The sequence below is a fragment of the Albibacterium bauzanense genome (assembly GCF_004339765.1).
Classification (GTDB): domain Bacteria; phylum Bacteroidota; class Bacteroidia; order Sphingobacteriales; family Sphingobacteriaceae; genus Albibacterium; species Albibacterium bauzanense.
Map to the genome: position 1 here is coordinate 1248327 of NZ_SMGO01000001.1, position 16731 is coordinate 1265057.

Annotated in this window: 13 protein-coding genes; 2 read left to right on the forward strand and 11 right to left on the reverse strand. The window is 36.7% G+C overall.

The window, feature by feature from the left end:
• Window positions 1–10: 10 nt before the first annotated feature.
• On the reverse strand, window positions 11–1000 hold the full coding sequence (locus C8N28_RS05675) for a DUF4271 domain-containing protein (RefSeq protein WP_132222358.1): 990 nt from the start codon (window positions 998–1000) through the stop codon (window positions 11–13).
• Between the two features lie 108 nt (window positions 1001–1108).
• Between C8N28_RS05675 and C8N28_RS05680 the strand changes: the two genes are divergently transcribed.
• Window positions 1109–2548, forward strand: coding sequence for an NAD-dependent succinate-semialdehyde dehydrogenase (locus C8N28_RS05680; protein WP_132222360.1), 1440 nt, complete (start codon window positions 1109–1111; stop codon window positions 2546–2548).
• 17 nt (window positions 2549–2565) lie between these two features.
• Here the strand turns inward: C8N28_RS05680 and C8N28_RS05685 are convergent, their stop codons facing one another.
• The 7 genes from C8N28_RS05685 to C8N28_RS05715 all read right to left on the reverse strand — a co-directional run bounded on the left by C8N28_RS05685 (window position 2566) and on the right by C8N28_RS05715 (window position 9284).
• A complete protein-coding gene (locus C8N28_RS05685; protein ID WP_165870302.1) occupies window positions 2566–2853 on the reverse strand; it encodes a chaperone modulator CbpM in 288 nt (95 codons plus the stop codon).
• 1 nt (window position 2854) lies between these two features.
• The gene (locus C8N28_RS05690; protein ID WP_132222364.1) at window positions 2855–3772 is read right to left on the reverse strand and encodes a DnaJ C-terminal domain-containing protein; all 918 of its coding nucleotides are present in this window, start codon (window positions 3770–3772) and stop codon (window positions 2855–2857) included.
• A gap of 56 nt (window positions 3773–3828) precedes the next feature.
• On the reverse strand, window positions 3829–4578 hold the full coding sequence (locus C8N28_RS05695) for an ABC transporter ATP-binding protein (protein WP_132222366.1): 750 nt from the start codon (window positions 4576–4578) through the stop codon (window positions 3829–3831).
• Complete coding sequence (locus C8N28_RS05700; RefSeq protein WP_132222368.1) at window positions 4579–5445, reverse strand: ABC transporter permease; 867 nt, start codon at window positions 5443–5445, stop codon at window positions 4579–4581.
• Entirely contained in the window at window positions 5445–6416 is a 972-nt protein-coding gene (locus C8N28_RS05705) for an ABC transporter substrate-binding protein (RefSeq protein WP_132222370.1), read from the reverse strand. The genes C8N28_RS05700 and C8N28_RS05705 overlap by 1 nt, the downstream gene beginning before the upstream one ends.
• 48 nt (window positions 6417–6464) lie before the next feature.
• Entirely contained in the window at window positions 6465–8063 is a 1599-nt protein-coding gene (locus tag C8N28_RS05710) for a peptide chain release factor 3 (RefSeq protein ID WP_132222372.1), read from the reverse strand.
• Window positions 8064–8147: 84 nt separating this feature from the next.
• Window positions 8148–9284, reverse strand: a complete 1137-nt coding sequence (locus C8N28_RS05715) for a metallophosphoesterase family protein (RefSeq protein WP_132222374.1) — start codon at window positions 9282–9284, stop codon at window positions 8148–8150.
• A gap of 193 nt (window positions 9285–9477) precedes the next feature.
• Between C8N28_RS05715 and C8N28_RS05720 the strand changes: the two genes are divergently transcribed.
• Complete coding sequence (locus tag C8N28_RS05720; RefSeq protein ID WP_132222376.1) at window positions 9478–10479, forward strand: sulfite exporter TauE/SafE family protein; 1002 nt, start codon at window positions 9478–9480, stop codon at window positions 10477–10479.
• Between the two features lie 21 nt (window positions 10480–10500).
• Here the strand turns inward: C8N28_RS05720 and C8N28_RS05725 are convergent, their stop codons facing one another.
• The 3 genes from C8N28_RS05725 to C8N28_RS05735 all read right to left on the reverse strand — a co-directional run bounded on the left by C8N28_RS05725 (window position 10501) and on the right by C8N28_RS05735 (window position 16728).
• Window positions 10501–12597, reverse strand: a complete 2097-nt coding sequence (locus C8N28_RS05725; protein ID WP_132222378.1) for a TonB-dependent receptor — start codon at window positions 12595–12597, stop codon at window positions 10501–10503.
• A gap of 85 nt (window positions 12598–12682) precedes the next feature.
• Window positions 12683–14845: an outer membrane protein assembly factor BamB family protein gene (locus C8N28_RS05730; RefSeq protein ID WP_132222380.1), complete on the reverse strand. Its 2163-nt coding sequence runs from the start codon at window positions 14843–14845 to the stop codon at window positions 12683–12685.
• An 89-nt stretch (window positions 14846–14934) separates the two neighbouring features.
• Window positions 14935–16728, reverse strand: coding sequence for a RagB/SusD family nutrient uptake outer membrane protein (locus C8N28_RS05735; protein ID WP_132222382.1), 1794 nt, complete (start codon window positions 16726–16728; stop codon window positions 14935–14937).
• Window positions 16729–16731 lie beyond the last annotated feature (3 nt).

The window sequence follows — 16731 nt, forward strand, 5'->3', positions numbered from 1 at the left end:
ATAATTTTTATTAAAAACCTAATACTTTCACTAAAATTAGAATAGGACCTATTTCAAGGGTGCAAAGATACAGAAATAAATAAAACTTTGAAAGAGAATACGTTTTAAATATTGAGGTCCCTGCTCGTAAAAACTGCGCAAAGAAAATAATAGCAAGGATAAGAACCCCAAATATTATAAAAGAGCCTACCGAATTTTTAGGTGAAAAAGCCATAATAATTACGACTGGTAAAAACATCAGAGCCGTATTAAAATAACTTAAATAAAGAATGGAAACATACTCTCTTACCAATCTTGGAACATCAAATAAAAACCCTATAAATCTTAAGGTAACAATCTTCAAAGTAAATAAAACAAGAATACTCAAAGAGAATATAAGATACAGGTTAAACCCCTCTGCTATACCCCCTAATTGAGTGAATGTGCTCACTAGATAAAGAAAAAGTCCTATTGTAAATCCAAACAACAAGTATAAAAAAATAAATGGCCAAGAGTTAAACAGATTCTCTTCCTTACTGATTTGAGTCAATACCCTGTTATTAAAAAAACCTTGAATCATTACCATTATTTCATTAGGATAGCTGACCCTAATGACCGCAAAAAACAAGAGCAATGCAATTATAACTCCCATGATCCAATTGTCGCGATCGTGTTTTGGAGCTCCAGCCTTAAAATGTTCTATTGTATCTTTAAACTGGTTATGCCAAGTGAAAAAATCACCATTTTTAACCGTATAGAGATCTTTTAAACTATCCAAAAAGAGATTAGGGCGATTTGCATCAGGCATTTTAACCCACTGCATCTGGAGAGAATCCTGAACATGCTTCACCGAATCGTCAATTCGTTTTTTTTCTAAAGCATTTGCAACACGAATAGAATCTAGACGTTCACGATAGGTTAGCGGTTTTACTGGTTCTATTTCATTCTGAGTACCATCGTTTTGGGCATATATGCCGAGCGACAGGAAACAAAAAACGAATAAAAACAAATACTTAATCATGAATGTTTGAAATGAAAACGCTGTAAAGTTATTGGTTTAAATTAGTAAATTTAACCTTTCTCAAAAAATTAGAAGAATCCCTCTTCTTCAATAGAAATAAAAAGCAGAATGAAAGCAATAAATAATCTTCTCATTACCGAGTCATTAGTAGATGGAAAATGGATAAGCGGCAAGAATACATTTGATGTGGTTAATCCAGCTAATGGTAAAACTATTGCCAAAGTAGCTGACTTAACTGTAAGTGAAACAAAGCAAGCAATAAAAGCTGCTGATAAAGCATGGAGAGTCTGGAAAAATACTACTGCTGAAGAAAGAGGGAATTTGCTATATTCTTGGTATAAGCTTATTATCCAAAACAAAGACCAGCTTGCTGAAATTATGACTTTAGAGTGTGGGAAACCAATAACCGAAAGCTATAGTGAGATCAATTATGGAGCTTCTTTTATATCTTGGTTTTCAGAAGAAGGAAAACGTGCTTATGGAGAAACAACACCATCTTCTAATCCCGCAAGTCGCATTGTAACTATTAAACAAAGTATAGGCGTTGTTGCTGCTATTACTCCATGGAACTTTCCGCTGGCTATGATTACAAGAAAAGTGGCACCTGCACTTGCCGCAGGATGCACAGTAGTACTTCGACCTGCTTCAGAGACTCCACTTACAGCTTTAGCTTTGGGCAGACTTGCTCAAGAAGCGGGTTTTCCTAAAGGAGTTTTCAATGTAATCACTGGGAAAGACAGTTCAGGCATGGGGAAAGAATTAAGTACCAATGCATTGGTGCGAAAAATCTCTTTTACCGGCTCAACACAGGTTGGACGAATTTTAATGTCGCAAGCTGCTGAAACCATCAAAAAGGTATCTCTTGAGTTAGGAGGTAATGCCCCATTCATAGTTTTTGAAGATGCCAATATTGATGAAGCAGTAAAAGGGGCTATCGTCGCAAAATTTAGAAATTCAGGTCAGACCTGTGTTGCCGCAAATCGATTTCTAATTCAGGATTCCATATTCGAAGAATTTACAAAAAAGCTTACAATAGCAGTAGGCAAATTAAAAACGGGGAATGGTTTAAAGAAAGATGTAACAGTTGGTCCACTAATCAATAAGGCAGGACTAGAAAAGGTTCAGCAACATCTAAAAGATGCAACTGCAGGTGGAGCAAAAATACGCATAGGGGGCCATGTCATTAAAGATCTATTCTTCGAACCAACGGTTCTTTCTGATGTTTCTATTCAATCACTTATTGCTCACGAGGAAACGTTTGGTCCAGTGGTGTCCTTATTTCGATTTAAAGATGAAAAAGACGCTATAAATCTAGCTAATGATACAGAGTTTGGTTTAGCAGCCTATTTTTATAGTCAGGATGTTCATCGTTGCTGGCGAGTTGCAGAACAAATAGAATCAGGGATGGTTGGGATAAATACAGGAATGGTATCAACTGCATCAGCTCCATTTGGAGGGATAAAACAATCTGGAATTGGTCGCGAAGGCTCTAAACATGGTTTAGAAGAATTCATGGAAATAAAATACCTTAGCTTTGGTGGAAACTAAATTTCTCCTTAGCCAAATCATTCGTAAACACGAAGTTTTTCTTTAAGATGCAAAACTTCAGATTGTAATTGCTCAAGGTTAGCAAGCATGTTTCGTAAGGCATCAATTCCCTCAATGTTAATATCCATATCATAATGCCAGATAACATATCGTTCTAAATCTTTTAGCTGCTCTTCATGAATAAAGCGTTCCCCTTCAATTATTAACGTTTCAATAAGCCCTACTCCTTCCAAAGAAATTACAAAATCAGGCTCTATTTCATAATAACTACAATATTCTGTGATTTTAATTACTGAGCTATCCATATTATGTCTCATTAGCTAATTTCCTAAATATTTCTTTTTGCTTTTCGTTTAAACCAGTCGGAATCTTTACCTGATAGGTAATAATCAGATCTCCAAACTCTCCTTCTTTTTTATAAATAGGAAAACCTTTACCTTTTAATTTCACTTTAGTACCATTCTGAGTCTCTGGTTTTACTTTAAGCTTTACCTTTCCGGAGAGCGTATTAACATATAATTCACCACCAAGAACGGCTGTGTATAAATCAATTTCTTCTGTAGCATATAAATCATTACCTATACGCTTAAAATCAGGATCATCGGCAATAACGAAAGTTATATACAAGTCTCCATTAGGTCCATTATTTATACCTGCACCTCCATAACCTTTTAACTTAATTTCTTGCCCATTTGATACTCCCGCAGGAACAGTGATACGAATTGTTTTTCCGTTAACTGTTAAACTCTGTTTATGTGTTTCTGCTGCTTTCCGAAAGTTGAGATGCAGTTCTGCTTTAAGATCATTACCGCGAAATTGTGTTTGTCTTGCCCGAGAACCTCCCCCTCCACCAAACATCGAAGAAAAGAATTCAGAGAAGTCTTGTCCGCCGCCCCCCCCAGCACCAGAATAGCTTTCAAATGGGTTTCTTGATCCTCCTTGATAGCCTTGTCCCTGATAAGCTCCTTGCGACTGTTTAGCTTGTTCGTAAGCATCAGCATGTTGCCAATCTTTGCCATACTCATCGTACTTTTTCCGCTTCTTAGGATCACTTAGAACTTCATTGGCTTCATTAATTTGCTGGAACTTCTTTTCAGCTTCTTTATTATTTGGATTTAAATCTGGGTGATGTTTTCGAGCCGCCTTACGATAAGCTTTCTTAATATCTGCAGTGGTAGCAGATTTGTCAAGGCCTAAAATTTTGTAATAATCTATAAATTCCATGTATCAAAATGCTTATACCAATTTAAGGATAATCTACCTAAATTGTTTTCATAATCTCAGATAAACCATTCGTACATATCTGCATAACTCAATGATTCTTTCTTATCCTTTTCAATATCTCTTACAATTTCACCGTTATGTAATTGTATAATTCGAGAGCCATATTGATGAGCATCTTTAAGATTATGAGTAATCATGATGGCTGTTATTGAATAATCCTTAATAAGTTTATTGGCAGTCTTGAGAACAATTTCTGCTGAACGAGGATCTAATGCTGCTGTAGGTTCATCTAGCAATAAAATCTTAATATCAGCCATCACAGCCATCAATAAACTAAGAGCCTGCCGTTGTCCTCCTGAAAGACTACCCATAGCTTGTTGCAATTTATTCTCTAAACCAAGACCCAACATTGCAACACGGTCACTTATTTCTTTTTTAAAATCAGCAGTCAAACCAATCTTTAATGTCTTAGGTGATGTTCGCAGAGAAGCTAAACGGAAATTCTCTACAATGCTCAGTTCAGGGGCTGTACCTTGAAGTGGATTTTGAAAAACTCTTGCAAGCCACTGGCTGCGCTTATATTCTGGCAGTTTATTCACATTCTGACCTGCAATCTTAATTTCACCACTTGTAGGAAAAACATTCCCTGCAATGAGGTTCAATAAAGTGGATTTACCTGAACCATTTGAACCCACCAATATCAAGAACTCTGAGGCTGCAATATGTAAATTAACATCTTGCAAAGCAGTGACCTCATTAGGTCTGCCAACATGAAAGCTTTTATAAATATGATTAAATTCAATCATCTAATTCCTCGTTAAATTAAGCCTTGGCAAACTAACAATTGATAGAACAAACAAGGCAGTAATTAATTTTAGTAAGGTCGGATCAATCCCTATACTCAATGTAAATGCAAGAACCAATTGAAAAAGAATAGCACCCAAGCAAACCAATATTAAACTTATCCAAATTGAGCTTATATTCATCCAATTAATAAAAGTATCGGCGATTATTACAGACCCTAGTCCGACGATTACAATACCTATACCCATATTAATATCTGTAAAACCCTGAAATTGTGTCATTAAGAAACCACTAACTGCAGTAAGCGCATTTGCAAAACCAAGTCCAACTATTTTTATTCTATCAATATTAACTCCCAATGCACTTACCATTTTTTCACTGTTTCCAGTCGCTCGCATTGTTATACCATAGTCTGATTTCAAAATATAACCAATCAAAAGGATTAACAATGTTCCTATGAATAAAAGAACGATCAGGCTATTCCAATTCAGATCTGCAATAAAATGAAAGCTATCAAAAAGGGTTGTATAATTAAGTAAAGGTATATTAGAACGTCCCATTATGCTGAGATTGATTGAATACAAACCTGTCATTACCAATATACCTGAAAGTAGGGGGTTGATCTTTAGCTTTGTATGAATCAGACCGGTAAATACTCCTGCCAGTCCGCCAGCTATGATCACAACAGGAAGAACAATTCCTATTGGCAGATGATTAGACAATAACATACCTGTAACAGCACCACCAAGTGTATAACTTCCATCTGTTGTAATATCCGGGATATTAAATATCTTCATGGAAATGTAAATACCAAGGGCAATTCCTGATAAGCATAATCCTTGAAGAAGTGCTGTAAGATAAAAATCCATTATTCAATCATCTCAAAATTCTCAGGAAAGGTTAGATTATAATGTTTTGCAACTTCAGGGTTGTAAACTCTTTTACGCAATTTAACCGATTCTATGTGCAGTCCTGTTGTATCTCCCTTTTTTAAGAACTCAGCAGCCTGTTCACCAGCCTGGTATCCCCACTTATAGATATCAGCTCCGAAAGCAGCAACAGCTCCTCTTTTAACTAAACCGGCTTCACTGGTGAAAATGGGAACGCCCTTTTGATTACAGTTCTTCAGAATAGTCTCAAAAGATGCAAAAACTGTATTATCAGGATTAGCAAAGAAAACATCTATTCCTTTATTCAATAAGGATTGGGTAACCAATTGTGCATCTGCCGAGCTATTAATAGGCATAGCTTCAACCAGTATATTTAATTTGTCTGCTATTGCCTTTACTCTTTGAAGAGCATCTTGAGATTGGGGTTCTGATTGATTATAGACCATTCCGACTACAATTCTATCTCCTTTTGGCTTAACAAACTTAGGTATCAATGCAAAAGAGGTATCAATATAGGCAAGCGATTCAGACACCCCAAACAAATTATCAGGAGCCTCACCTTTATCATTAAGTACGCCCATTCGTTCTGGCTCAGATGAAACCATCATAAAAACAGGGGTAGTCTTTGCACGTTGAATTGATGTAATGGTAGCTAATGTAGTATTAGCTCCAATCAAAACAACATTTTCAGAAACGAAATAATTGACAATCTGTGTTAAAGTAGGAATATCACCTTGTGCATTCCTATAGAGTACTTTTAAGGTATTATCGTCTTCACTAAACCCTTGTTTTTTTAATGCATCGACAAAACCGTCGTGAGCCTGAGATATAGTAGCATCTTCAAAAGCATCTACAAAACCTATGGTAGGAATAGAATTATCAGGGGATTTACATCCTACTAAAAACAAGAATATTATTATACAGCTAGGATAGATATATTTAGCAATCATATTGCTAAGTTATTATATATTTATCATAGGAAAAATAGGGACTAGAATTTAAACTTTAATCTCAGCTCTATCCCATTCTGAATTCTCATGAAATTGCATTTTAGGATATTGTCCTAAAGCATAATCAATATCCCATTGCGAACCTGCTAAAAACACCGGACGATCCTCTTTATCATATGCAATTTTTGATGCATTACTATAAAGGAATTTCTTTAAAACCTCAGGGTCTTCAGAAGATACCCAATTTGCTTTGCGCGTATTCATTGGCCTAAAACGACAAGAAGCGCCATATTCTTGCAATAATCTAAATTGAATAACCTCAAACTGAAGCTCTCCAACCGTACCAATGATCTTTCGATTGCCTGGATTCTGAACAAATAACTGTGCGACACCTTCATCACTCAATTGAGCGATTCCTTTTTCAAGCTGTTTAGTTTTAAAAGGGTCTGCATTTTCTAACTCCTTAAATATCTCTGGAGAGAAGCTAGGAATCCCCACAAAATTCATTACTTCACCTTCTGTTAAGGTATCTCCTATTTTAAAGTTTCCAGAATCATATAAACCTATTACATCTCCTGGCCATGCTTCATCAACCAAGCTCTTATTATCTGCCATAAAACTAGTTGGCGATGCAAATTTTAAGTTTTTATTTGATCGAACGTGATGATAAAAAGTGTTACGTTCAAATTTACCCGAACAAATTCTACAAAAAGCAATACGGTCGCGATGCTTTGGATCCAGATTGGCATGAATTTTAAAAACAAAGCCTGTAAACTTCTTTTCGTTCGGCTCAACGAATCTGGTATCTGTTGCTCGTCCTTGAGGTTCAGGCGCTATTTCAATAAATGTTTCAAGCAATTCTTGAACACCAAAATTATTAATTGCACTACCAAAAAACACAGGGGCTAAATAACCGGAACGATATAAAGGTATGTCAAAAGGTTCGTAAACTGAATCTACTAACTCCACCTCATCACGTAGTGTATTAGCTGCTTTCTCTCCTAATATAGTATCTAACTGTGTATCCGCTAAATCATCTATAGGTATATAATCACCTGAAATACTTTTCTTATTTGCACTATAAAGATTTAGCTTATGTTTATGAAGATGATATACTCCCTTAAAGCTACTGCCTATACCTATTGGCCAACTTAGCGGACGTACGGAGATATTTAACTCTTTCTCTATTTCCTCAAGAAGTTCAAAATGCTCCCTTCCCTCACGGTCCATTTTATTGATAAAAACAATCACGGGTGTATGACGCATTCTACAAACCTGCATCAATTTTCGAGTTTGTTCTTCTACCCCTTTAACAGAATCTATCACCAAGATTACGGAATCGACGGCTGTTAAAGTTCTATATGTATCTTCAGCGAAATCTTTGTGTCCGGGTGTATCAAGAATATTGATTTTATGATTCAAATACTCAAAGCCCATAACAGAAGTGGCAACTGATATACCACGCTGTTTCTCAATTTCCATAAAATCGGAAGTCGCCGTTTTCTCTGCTTTATTACGCTTTACTGTACCTGCCTTTTGGATAGCACCTCCAAAAAGCAAAAGCTTCTCTGTTAATGTTGTCTTTCCAGCATCGGGGTGACTAATAATTCCAAAAGTTCTTCTTTTCTTTATTTCGCGGTTCAGCATCGTTCGTCTTTATTTTTTTCAGAACTGCAAAAGTACGGAAAATAAATTCTTAGATATACTCCTTGCTATAAGTGAAAAATATGATTAACACAGGGTCATTTCTGACTGTTTCAATAAGATCTCAAAGCGGTCGTATAATGTGGCATCAAAATCAGTATCATACTTTGCATTCAGTGGAATGGTATAGTATTCTCCGATCAAACTCAACTTCGTTTCAGTCCTAACAATTCTTATCTTAAGGAAGCCGTATTGTTCAAAACAATACTTTTCTAGCTTAACGTCCTTAAAAAGATCAGAATCAGTACTAATCATTTGATCTCCCTCTTTTGCCAAAGGGTGCAAAAGAGCATACCCACCAGCACCAGCAACAATGTAAGGAGTTCTTGTGCCATCCGGATAGCTGCGTATAAAACGTTGATAATTATGAACATGTCCACTGAAAACAATATCAGGTTTAACTCCAGCTGCTTTGTAAGCACTATCAAGAAATTCAATCATTGCTAAACTCGAACCATGATTAAGGTCGGCAGAGAAAGGAGATTGATGCAAACAAACGATCAATACTTTCCCATCCATATCCAAAGCATGCCTTTTCAATTCCTCAATAAACCACTGTTTCTGTTCATCGGTAATAACACCAAACTTGGCGACATTCCCATATAAACCGATTATAGTTGCGACCGATGTATTCAATGTCCAATATACATTGGGTTGAATCATACTTTTACGCTCACTTCCCTCAGAAAACTTAACATAACGCTGTCTCGAATCACAAAAAACATCCATATAGCCGTCTAAACTCTGATAAGGCGACTCATTTAAAAGATTAATTTCTGCATCGTGATTACCCGGAATGGAAAATATTGGTCCAGGATAATCCTCAAAAGGTTTGAAAAATTGAGCAGGGTACTCATCCTTCTCTCCATGATCATAAACAATATCACCTAAATGATATAGAAACTGCGGTCTATTTTCACCCACTTTTGCTTGCTTTATTAATTGCTGCGCTAATAATCGTTGAAAACTTAAGTCTTTTGCACTCCCTGTATCTCCCACCATATGGAAAACTAACTCATTTTCTTTTCCTGCAATAGCAGGCTCTACTTCTCCTATATCTAAATTATAGGGCCACTTGCCTACCGGGGGAGGTAAAGGTCTAAATTTATTTGCATCAGCAAATTTTCCTTTCAGCAATAATGGCTTGTCAACTATTTTATTCATTATTAAAAATTATTCTTAAATATGTTCAAAAAGGATACCAATTAAATCAATAAATGTCATATAATTATTAAGAATAAGTTAAGAGTCAGAACTATTACAAAAAATACCGCAAAAAAAATATTTAAAATCTTGTGTTTAAAAAAACAAAAACGTATTATTGTCGACTGATTTAATAGACAATAATATCTAGCAGATGCCTGAAAAGACTCAGCCCATAATAAGGGAAACAAATCTAAATGACAATCCACCCCCTCTTGAGGTAAAAACTCAAGAAAATGGTATAATTAATAAAACACATACTAAAGTAAACACGCAAGAAAAGAAATGGAAACGTATTGCTAATTGGAGTTTAATTATTCTGGCTTTATTATTCATTATTTTTGCAGTGCTTGCATACATTCCAGGCGATAGAGTTATTACCTACCTTCAGGCTTTACCTGGTAAAATCGATGAACAATTCTTTTGGATGTTGGCAATAGGTTTTGCTGCACAAATGGTTGACGGGGCCTTAGGAATGGGCTATGGAGTGATTTCAACAACCCTTCTTCTATCAGGAGGAGTAAATCCAGTTGTTGTAAGTGGAAGCATTCATACTGCAGAAATGTTTTCTAGCGGCGCTTCCGGATATAGTCACTATAAATTCGGGAATGTAAATAAAAAACTCTTTAAAACCCTATTAATTCCAGGGGTAATAGGAGCTATTTGCGGTGCTCTACTTCTAGGCTTTTTTGGAGAAAAGTATGCTGGGTGGCTTAGACCTATATTGTCTATTTATACGCTTATTCTAGGGATTCGGATTCTTATAAATGCTTTTAAGAAACAAATTAAGTCTCAAAAAGTAAAGCATGCCGGCTGGCTGGCTGGAGCCGGAGGGTTTTTAGATTCTTTTGGAGGCGGAGGCTGGGGACCGCTTGTTACTAGTACTTTAATATCAAAAGGTAGAAGTCCGAAATATGTTATAGGCTCTGTCAGCTTAACCGAGTTTTTCGTAACCTTCTCAAGTGCCATTACATTCTTTCTAATTCTTGGGGTAAGCCATATAGATACAGTTTTAGGATTAATTCTTGGAGGATTAATTGCAGCTCCTTTAGCTGCCAAACTAGTAGGAAAGCTTCCTATCAAAAAGATGTTTCTGGGAGTAGGAATTATTGTTATTATTTCTAGTATTCGGATTATTTGGAATTCAATATTTTAAAATATTGAATTCCAAATAACATTATATACTTATAGTTACTCCCACATTGAAATTACGTAATGCTGCAGCATTATAAAATCTATTGCCAAAAGCATTAATATCATTTCCTAAACTATAAGTCTCATTTAACAAATTATCTCCACCTAAAAATACTCTCATACCAGTCTTCTTACCAACAATTCCCTGCCAACTTATACTAGCTTCTAACAAATTGTAGTCAGCCGCAAACACACTATTTGCATCATTTAAAGGAATTCTGCTTGTATAATTATATTGTGAGAAAAATGAAAAGCCTTTAGGGAAACGAATAGTAAAATTAGAAACTAATGAATTTCTTGGGACACCTGTAAGTCTATTACCTGAATAATCCTGATCTGCATTACTATAATCTCTAAACTCAAAAAGACTATACGTATAGCTTGATCTAACAACCAGCCCGCGAACAAACTTTGAGTTATTGGCTGGAAGAAGCCAAGCCGATACTAAGGCCTCTACGCCTGTTTGCTGTGTACCACCGGCATTGGTAAAAAACTCATTTCCACCATCATCTAACCGCCTGACAATCGCACTCTTCATCCGATAATTAAATACAGATGCATCTACCTGAACACGGTTATTACGCGTCTCTAAACGAAATCCGGTCTCATAATTCCAACCCGTTTCAGCATTTAAATCTGTATTGATAATGGTATTTGATGGTCTGATTTCTGCCGTAGTAGGCGTTGAATAACCACGACTAACAGAAGCTCGCCATGCAAATTGAGGAGTCACTAAATAAGATAATGCAAATCTGGGCATCCATTGTGAAGGAAAATCTCTTTTACCTTTTTTAGTATCATCAGAAGGGATACTTTCAAATATATATTTATAATAATTAAGACTTACAGCACCCTCAACCATAAGTCTATCGGCTACATTTAAATTTACCCGTGTAAAATAAAAATGTTGATCAGAATTAATTCCATCGGCGGTTTGCAATGATCCGCGGTCGCCGCCATTATTATCATAATTATAGATATCCTGATACGATTTCTGCCATTCTAAACCAAGATTCCACTTCCATGAGACAGCATCAGAAAGTGCCTTCCCTGAATAATCAATATAACTGCGCAATCCAATATTATTTTCATCTCTCATTTCATAATTTGTAATAAAAGGATTTGTAAAATCAGTATGCGTACCAAATATTGAAATTATATATTTTAAGTTGCTCTTAATCTGAGTTTCATTCGAAATCCCCCCAAAAAAGGTTTTATTATCAATCTGAGCATGTTGAGACACCGCTCCCGGATTTGGACCAGCAGCTGGTCGAGCCTGTCTTGGATCTGCTAAAAACTGAGCCTCATTCAATCCACCCGGCGTCTGATAATTCATATCTGAATATAAAGCTAATATCTTTAACCGGCTGCTTGGAGCATATTGCCACTGTTGAGCAGCCTGTAAATAATAACGTCTCATCGCCGAATTCTCCCGATAACCGTCAGACCGCTGTATCCCTTGATTAATATTTAATTGCGAACCATTCCACTTCTTTTGAAAGAATGCACTTTCATGAAAAAGTCCATATGAACCTCCGTTAACATCCACAGATAAAATCCTATCTTCTGACTGTCTTCCAGTAACATCTACTACAAGCACTCCTCCTGAATTTGCTCCAAATAAACTACCATCAGGTCCCTTCAATACCTCCAGACCTTGCATTGATTTACTATCTATTAAGTTCAAATAGGTATTCCCCCCTGCATCCGTCAAAGGAAACTCATCTAAATAAACCTTTACATTTCTTACTCCAAAAGGAGAACGCAATAAACTTCCTCTCAAAGATAGCCGATAACTTCCTGGAGATCTTTCTTCCATACGAACACCAGGAATTGTATTTATAGCCGGCAAGGCTGATTCGCCAGAATGATTAATAAGCTGATTTTTACTTACTAATCCAACCGATGCGGGAGCTTGTAACAGAGGTTGCTGCGACATATATCCTCTTACAATAGTCTCATCCAATCGGATAGCCGAATCTACTGGTGTTGAAACTGTTTGCCCTTGAGCAATAGAGAATAGCAAACAAATACTTCCTGTTACGGTAGCACAATGCAAAAATATTTTTTTCTTGAACATAGTTTATTACTAATAATAGCTCCCGATAGAATAAAATATTTTATTCTATCGGGAGCTGCGCCTAATATACTAAATCTGATTTACTTCAATTGTCAGGTAAAGCAAATGCAATATACTGAGTTCCTGATTTAGCACCAAGTTTTCCACCACCTGCGGCAATTACAACATATTGTTTTTTATTAATTGTGTAAACTGCCGGTGTAGCAAAGCCAGCTGCAGGTAACTTAGCCTCCCATAATACCTTACCGTTATCTTTGTCAAAGGCACGTATTTTTTCATCTTCTGTAGAAGCAACGAACACTATGCCTCCTTTTGTAACTACTGGGCCTCCATATACTTGTGTTCCTGTATTAGGCATACCTTGCGCTTTCAATTCTTCAAATTCTCCTAATGGAACTTTCCAAAGCAATTTCCCAGTGCTCAAATTCACCGCATTTAATGTTCCCCATGGTGGTTTTATTCCTGGATATCCATCAGCATCCATAAAACGGTGATAACCCGTCATAGAAAATGCAGGAACAATGTCTCTCGGCGGGCTTTGCGAAACACCTGCTCTGCCAGGATTAGCTGGCATGGCTTCTTTATCTTCCAAATCAAGTAAGAATGTTATCAACGGAGCTTTTTCCGATTCTGGCATTTGCTTAAATGCAGGCATCATATTTCTGCCATTATCAAGTATCAATCGCACTTCCTGCTCATTATATTTTTTATTGAGATTAACTAATGAAGGGAAGGCTGTCCCAATGCCTTCTAGTTCAGCTCCATGACAACTAGCACATGATTTGGCATAAACACTTTTTCCTATTTCTTTAAATGTAGTACCAACAACACGATTTAATGCAGGATTAGGAATCATCTGGGTCCACCACGGCAATTCAGTTGTATTAATATACATAATCTCCGTTTCAGGATCAACCGCAGAGCCACCCCATTCTCCTCCTCCATCAAAACCAGGAAAAGTAAAATGACCTTGCAAACTAGGTGGAATAAATAAATTATTATTCCTGTATTTGTAATACTGATTTAACAAGTCTCTCTGAATTTCAGGGGTACGATCACTAACATCTTCAGGACCAAATTTCTGACGGGCAAAAGGTTCTGGAAGAACGGGAATTGGTTGTGTAGGCCATGCTACTTCACCCGGTAAATCAGATGGAGGAACAGGAACCTCGTTAATCGGAAATATGGATTCTCCTGTAACCCGATCAAACATAAATATATAGCCATGTTTGGTAATTTGAGCAACTACATCTATCGATTTCCCATCTTTCTTTATAGTAAGTAAATTCGGATTTGCAGGCAAGTCTCTATCCCATATATCATGATGAACAACTTGATAATGCCAAATATATTTACCTGTTGCAGCATCCAAAGCAATCAAGCTATTAGCAAATAAATTAGATCCTAATCGATTACCGCCATAAAAATCCGGCGTTGCCGAACCTGTTGGAACATAGACTATACCTCTTTTTTCGTCCAAGGCCATTCCTCCCCAATTGTTAGCTCCACCTACTCGTTTCCATGCATCTTTATCTTCCCATGTTTCATATCCCAATTCTCCGGGATGAGGAATAGTATGGAATATCCATTTTCTTTCTCCCGTTAATATATCAAATCCACGTATATGTCCAGGTGCGGCATCGTTCCCTTCTCCAACACGCATGGATGTAATCAATAAGTTCTTATAAATAATTGGGGCTGCATTGCCTGCGGCAGAAGCATTTGCGAAATCTCCATCTAGATTTTCACGTAAATCAATAAACCCACCTTTACCAAAACTCTTTATAACTGTACCATCATTAGCGTTTACTGCATATAAATAAGGTCCAGTTGAATAAACAATACGTTTATCTTTACCATCTTCACTTTGCCAATAAGATATCCCACGAATAGAACCTCTGGCATTTGGGTCTAATGGCTTAAAAACCCACTTTTCAACTCCTGTTGCTGCATCAAGGGCAAAAAGATTTAATTGAGGAGACACACCGTATAATACTCCATCCAGCATTAATGGTGTCGTGGGAATCGTAGTACGCTGTGCTTCATCATGTGTATCATATACCCATGCTACTTCTAATTGTGCAACATTTTTTTTCGTAATATTATCACCTGATGAATACCTTATTCCATCATTAGATCCAGTCATGGTTGTCCAGCTACTATAATCTATTTTTGTAGGGGGGGCTATGATCATGCTGATCGAAAGCACCGCAACAAGAATACCACTAAGCCAAGTAATTTTTTTCATACTTTTGAATTTACAATTTAAATATAATCAGGCGAATCGTGACCTCTATGAAAATCACGATTGCCCGATTAAGGTAATTAACCACTAGATCAATAACCAGGGTTTGGTTCTAATGTATTCTTTGAGTCTTTGAGACTATTATCAATTGCAACTTGTGGAATTGGCAAGAGCATATCTGGAATCCTAGTGTAAACTGCTCCCTTAAGGAAAGTTCTTGCATTAGATTCAAACTTCAAGTAAGCATTGAACTCTTCAACATCTTTACCGAAACGAATTACATCATAGAAACGATGTCCTTCCATTCCAAGTTCTAACGAACGTTCATAAAGAATAGCATCCAATGCATTTTCCCGACTTGCAAAGGCAGGAGACCCTGCCGGATACAAACTAATTTTATAATTAGCAGCATCTGTACCATCATCTTTCTTAACCCAATTGGTTGGACTTGTAGAATTAGAAGCCATTCTGTCTCGAATTTGATTTACATAACCTCTAGCCTTATTTAAATCGCCAATACGAGCCTCCAATTCAGCAGCCCATAAAAGCACATCTGCATAGCGAATAATATAAGCGTTCAAAGCATTCTGTGGACGACCTGGATAAGCGTATGCTGCATCTTCAGATTTTTTTATCCATATTTTCTTCATTACATACGGTCCTGATTCGACAGGTGTATAAACCCAGTCTGCGCCAGGATTTACACCATAATCCAAAAATGGGATACCTCTACGACCCACACTCCAATCTAATCTTGGATCAACTGGAGCAGTATCAATTGTAAAAGGATCGGATGATTTTAATAAGTCATCATTTTTCACACTATTGGGGTTGGTTGCATACATATCCAAATAAGGTAATCCATCTGCATTTACTCTAAAATGATCAACAAACCACTGAGTAGGCGAATAAAAACCAGAACCTCTTCCCATACCCGGAGATGCAGAGTTTTTACCAGCAGCTGCTTGCAATTCTACATTTCCGTTTGAATTATTATTAGTTCCATCGTTAACAGAATGTTGTACAGCAAATACAGTCTCTGAATTATTCTCTTTCGTTACATCAAAGTTGTCATAATAGTTTTTTGACAAAGCGTATTTTTCTCCTTTATTATTAACTCCATCTGCTATAATATCATTTATCACACTAAGCGCCTCGGTATAAGCATCTGATTTTTCTCCTTCATTTCCTCTATAAATAAGCACCTTTGCATAATAAGCAGAAGCAGCCCAACTATTAGGTCTCCCTAAATCCTTTTGTGTAGGAGGTAAATTTTTTCTGGCAAAATCAAAATCTGCTTGTATCTGAGGCCAGATATTAACATAATTACCAGACTCATCTACATTGGGAACACGTACATCTGTTGCTGTTTCATCAATCCAGGGAATATTCTTAAACCATCTCTTTAACCAAAAGTAATAGTGTGCGCGAAGAAAACGTGCCTCAGCTTCCACTTGCGTCTTTTGAGCATCTGTCATGTCAGTTACATTTGGCAGAATCTTTAAAACACTATTTGTACGATCTACCGCATCATAAAGAAATCTCCAAGCCCGTAAAGCTCCATCACTTGCCGTAGGAATTTCATAACGCTCAAAATAATTCATCCAAGGTTGGTCAGTTAGCGTTGAACCCTTATGAGCTTCACCACCCATAATATTTGCCATCCCCCCACCAGGCGTTGTGGTGCCAAAACTACTCCATTGACCTTGAAGATCTCCATTCAATTGAGCATACGCACCTATTAATAATTGTTGTACACCAGATGCATTTGAAAGTGCGGACTCCCCATACGAACCTACAGGTTTCTGCTTTAAAAAATCGTCTTTACAGGATGCGAAAACACCACACATTATAAAAACTGTTGCTATTATTTTAATATTTTTCATCTC

Coding starts and splice junctions, on each gene's coding strand:
- C8N28_RS05675 (WP_132222358.1), bottom strand. CDS start 1,000: ATGATTAAGTATTTGTTTTTATTCGTTTTTTGTTTCCTGTCGCTCGGC.
- C8N28_RS05680 (WP_132222360.1), top strand. CDS start 1,109: ATGAAAGCAATAAATAATCTTCTCATTACCGAGTCATTAGTAGATGGA.
- C8N28_RS05685 (WP_165870302.1), bottom strand. CDS start 2,853: ATGGATAGCTCAGTAATTAAAATCACAGAATATTGTAGTTATTATGAA.
- C8N28_RS05690 (WP_132222364.1), bottom strand. CDS start 3,772: ATGGAATTTATAGATTATTACAAAATTTTAGGCCTTGACAAATCTGCT.
- C8N28_RS05695 (WP_132222366.1), bottom strand. CDS start 4,578: ATGATTGAATTTAATCATATTTATAAAAGCTTTCATGTTGGCAGACCT.
- C8N28_RS05700 (WP_132222368.1), bottom strand. CDS start 5,445: ATGGATTTTTATCTTACAGCACTTCTTCAAGGATTATGCTTATCAGGA.
- C8N28_RS05705 (WP_132222370.1), bottom strand. CDS start 6,416: ATGATTGCTAAATATATCTATCCTAGCTGTATAATAATATTCTTGTTT.
- C8N28_RS05710 (WP_132222372.1), bottom strand. CDS start 8,063: ATGCTGAACCGCGAAATAAAGAAAAGAAGAACTTTTGGAATTATTAGT.
- C8N28_RS05715 (WP_132222374.1), bottom strand. CDS start 9,284: ATGAATAAAATAGTTGACAAGCCATTATTGCTGAAAGGAAAATTTGCT.
- C8N28_RS05720 (WP_132222376.1), top strand. CDS start 9,478: ATGCCTGAAAAGACTCAGCCCATAATAAGGGAAACAAATCTAAATGAC.
- C8N28_RS05725 (WP_132222378.1), bottom strand. CDS start 12,597: ATGTTCAAGAAAAAAATATTTTTGCATTGTGCTACCGTAACAGGAAGT.
- C8N28_RS05730 (WP_132222380.1), bottom strand. CDS start 14,845: ATGAAAAAAATTACTTGGCTTAGTGGTATTCTTGTTGCGGTGCTTTCG.
- C8N28_RS05735 (WP_132222382.1), bottom strand. CDS start 16,728: ATGAAAAATATTAAAATAATAGCAACAGTTTTTATAATGTGTGGTGTT.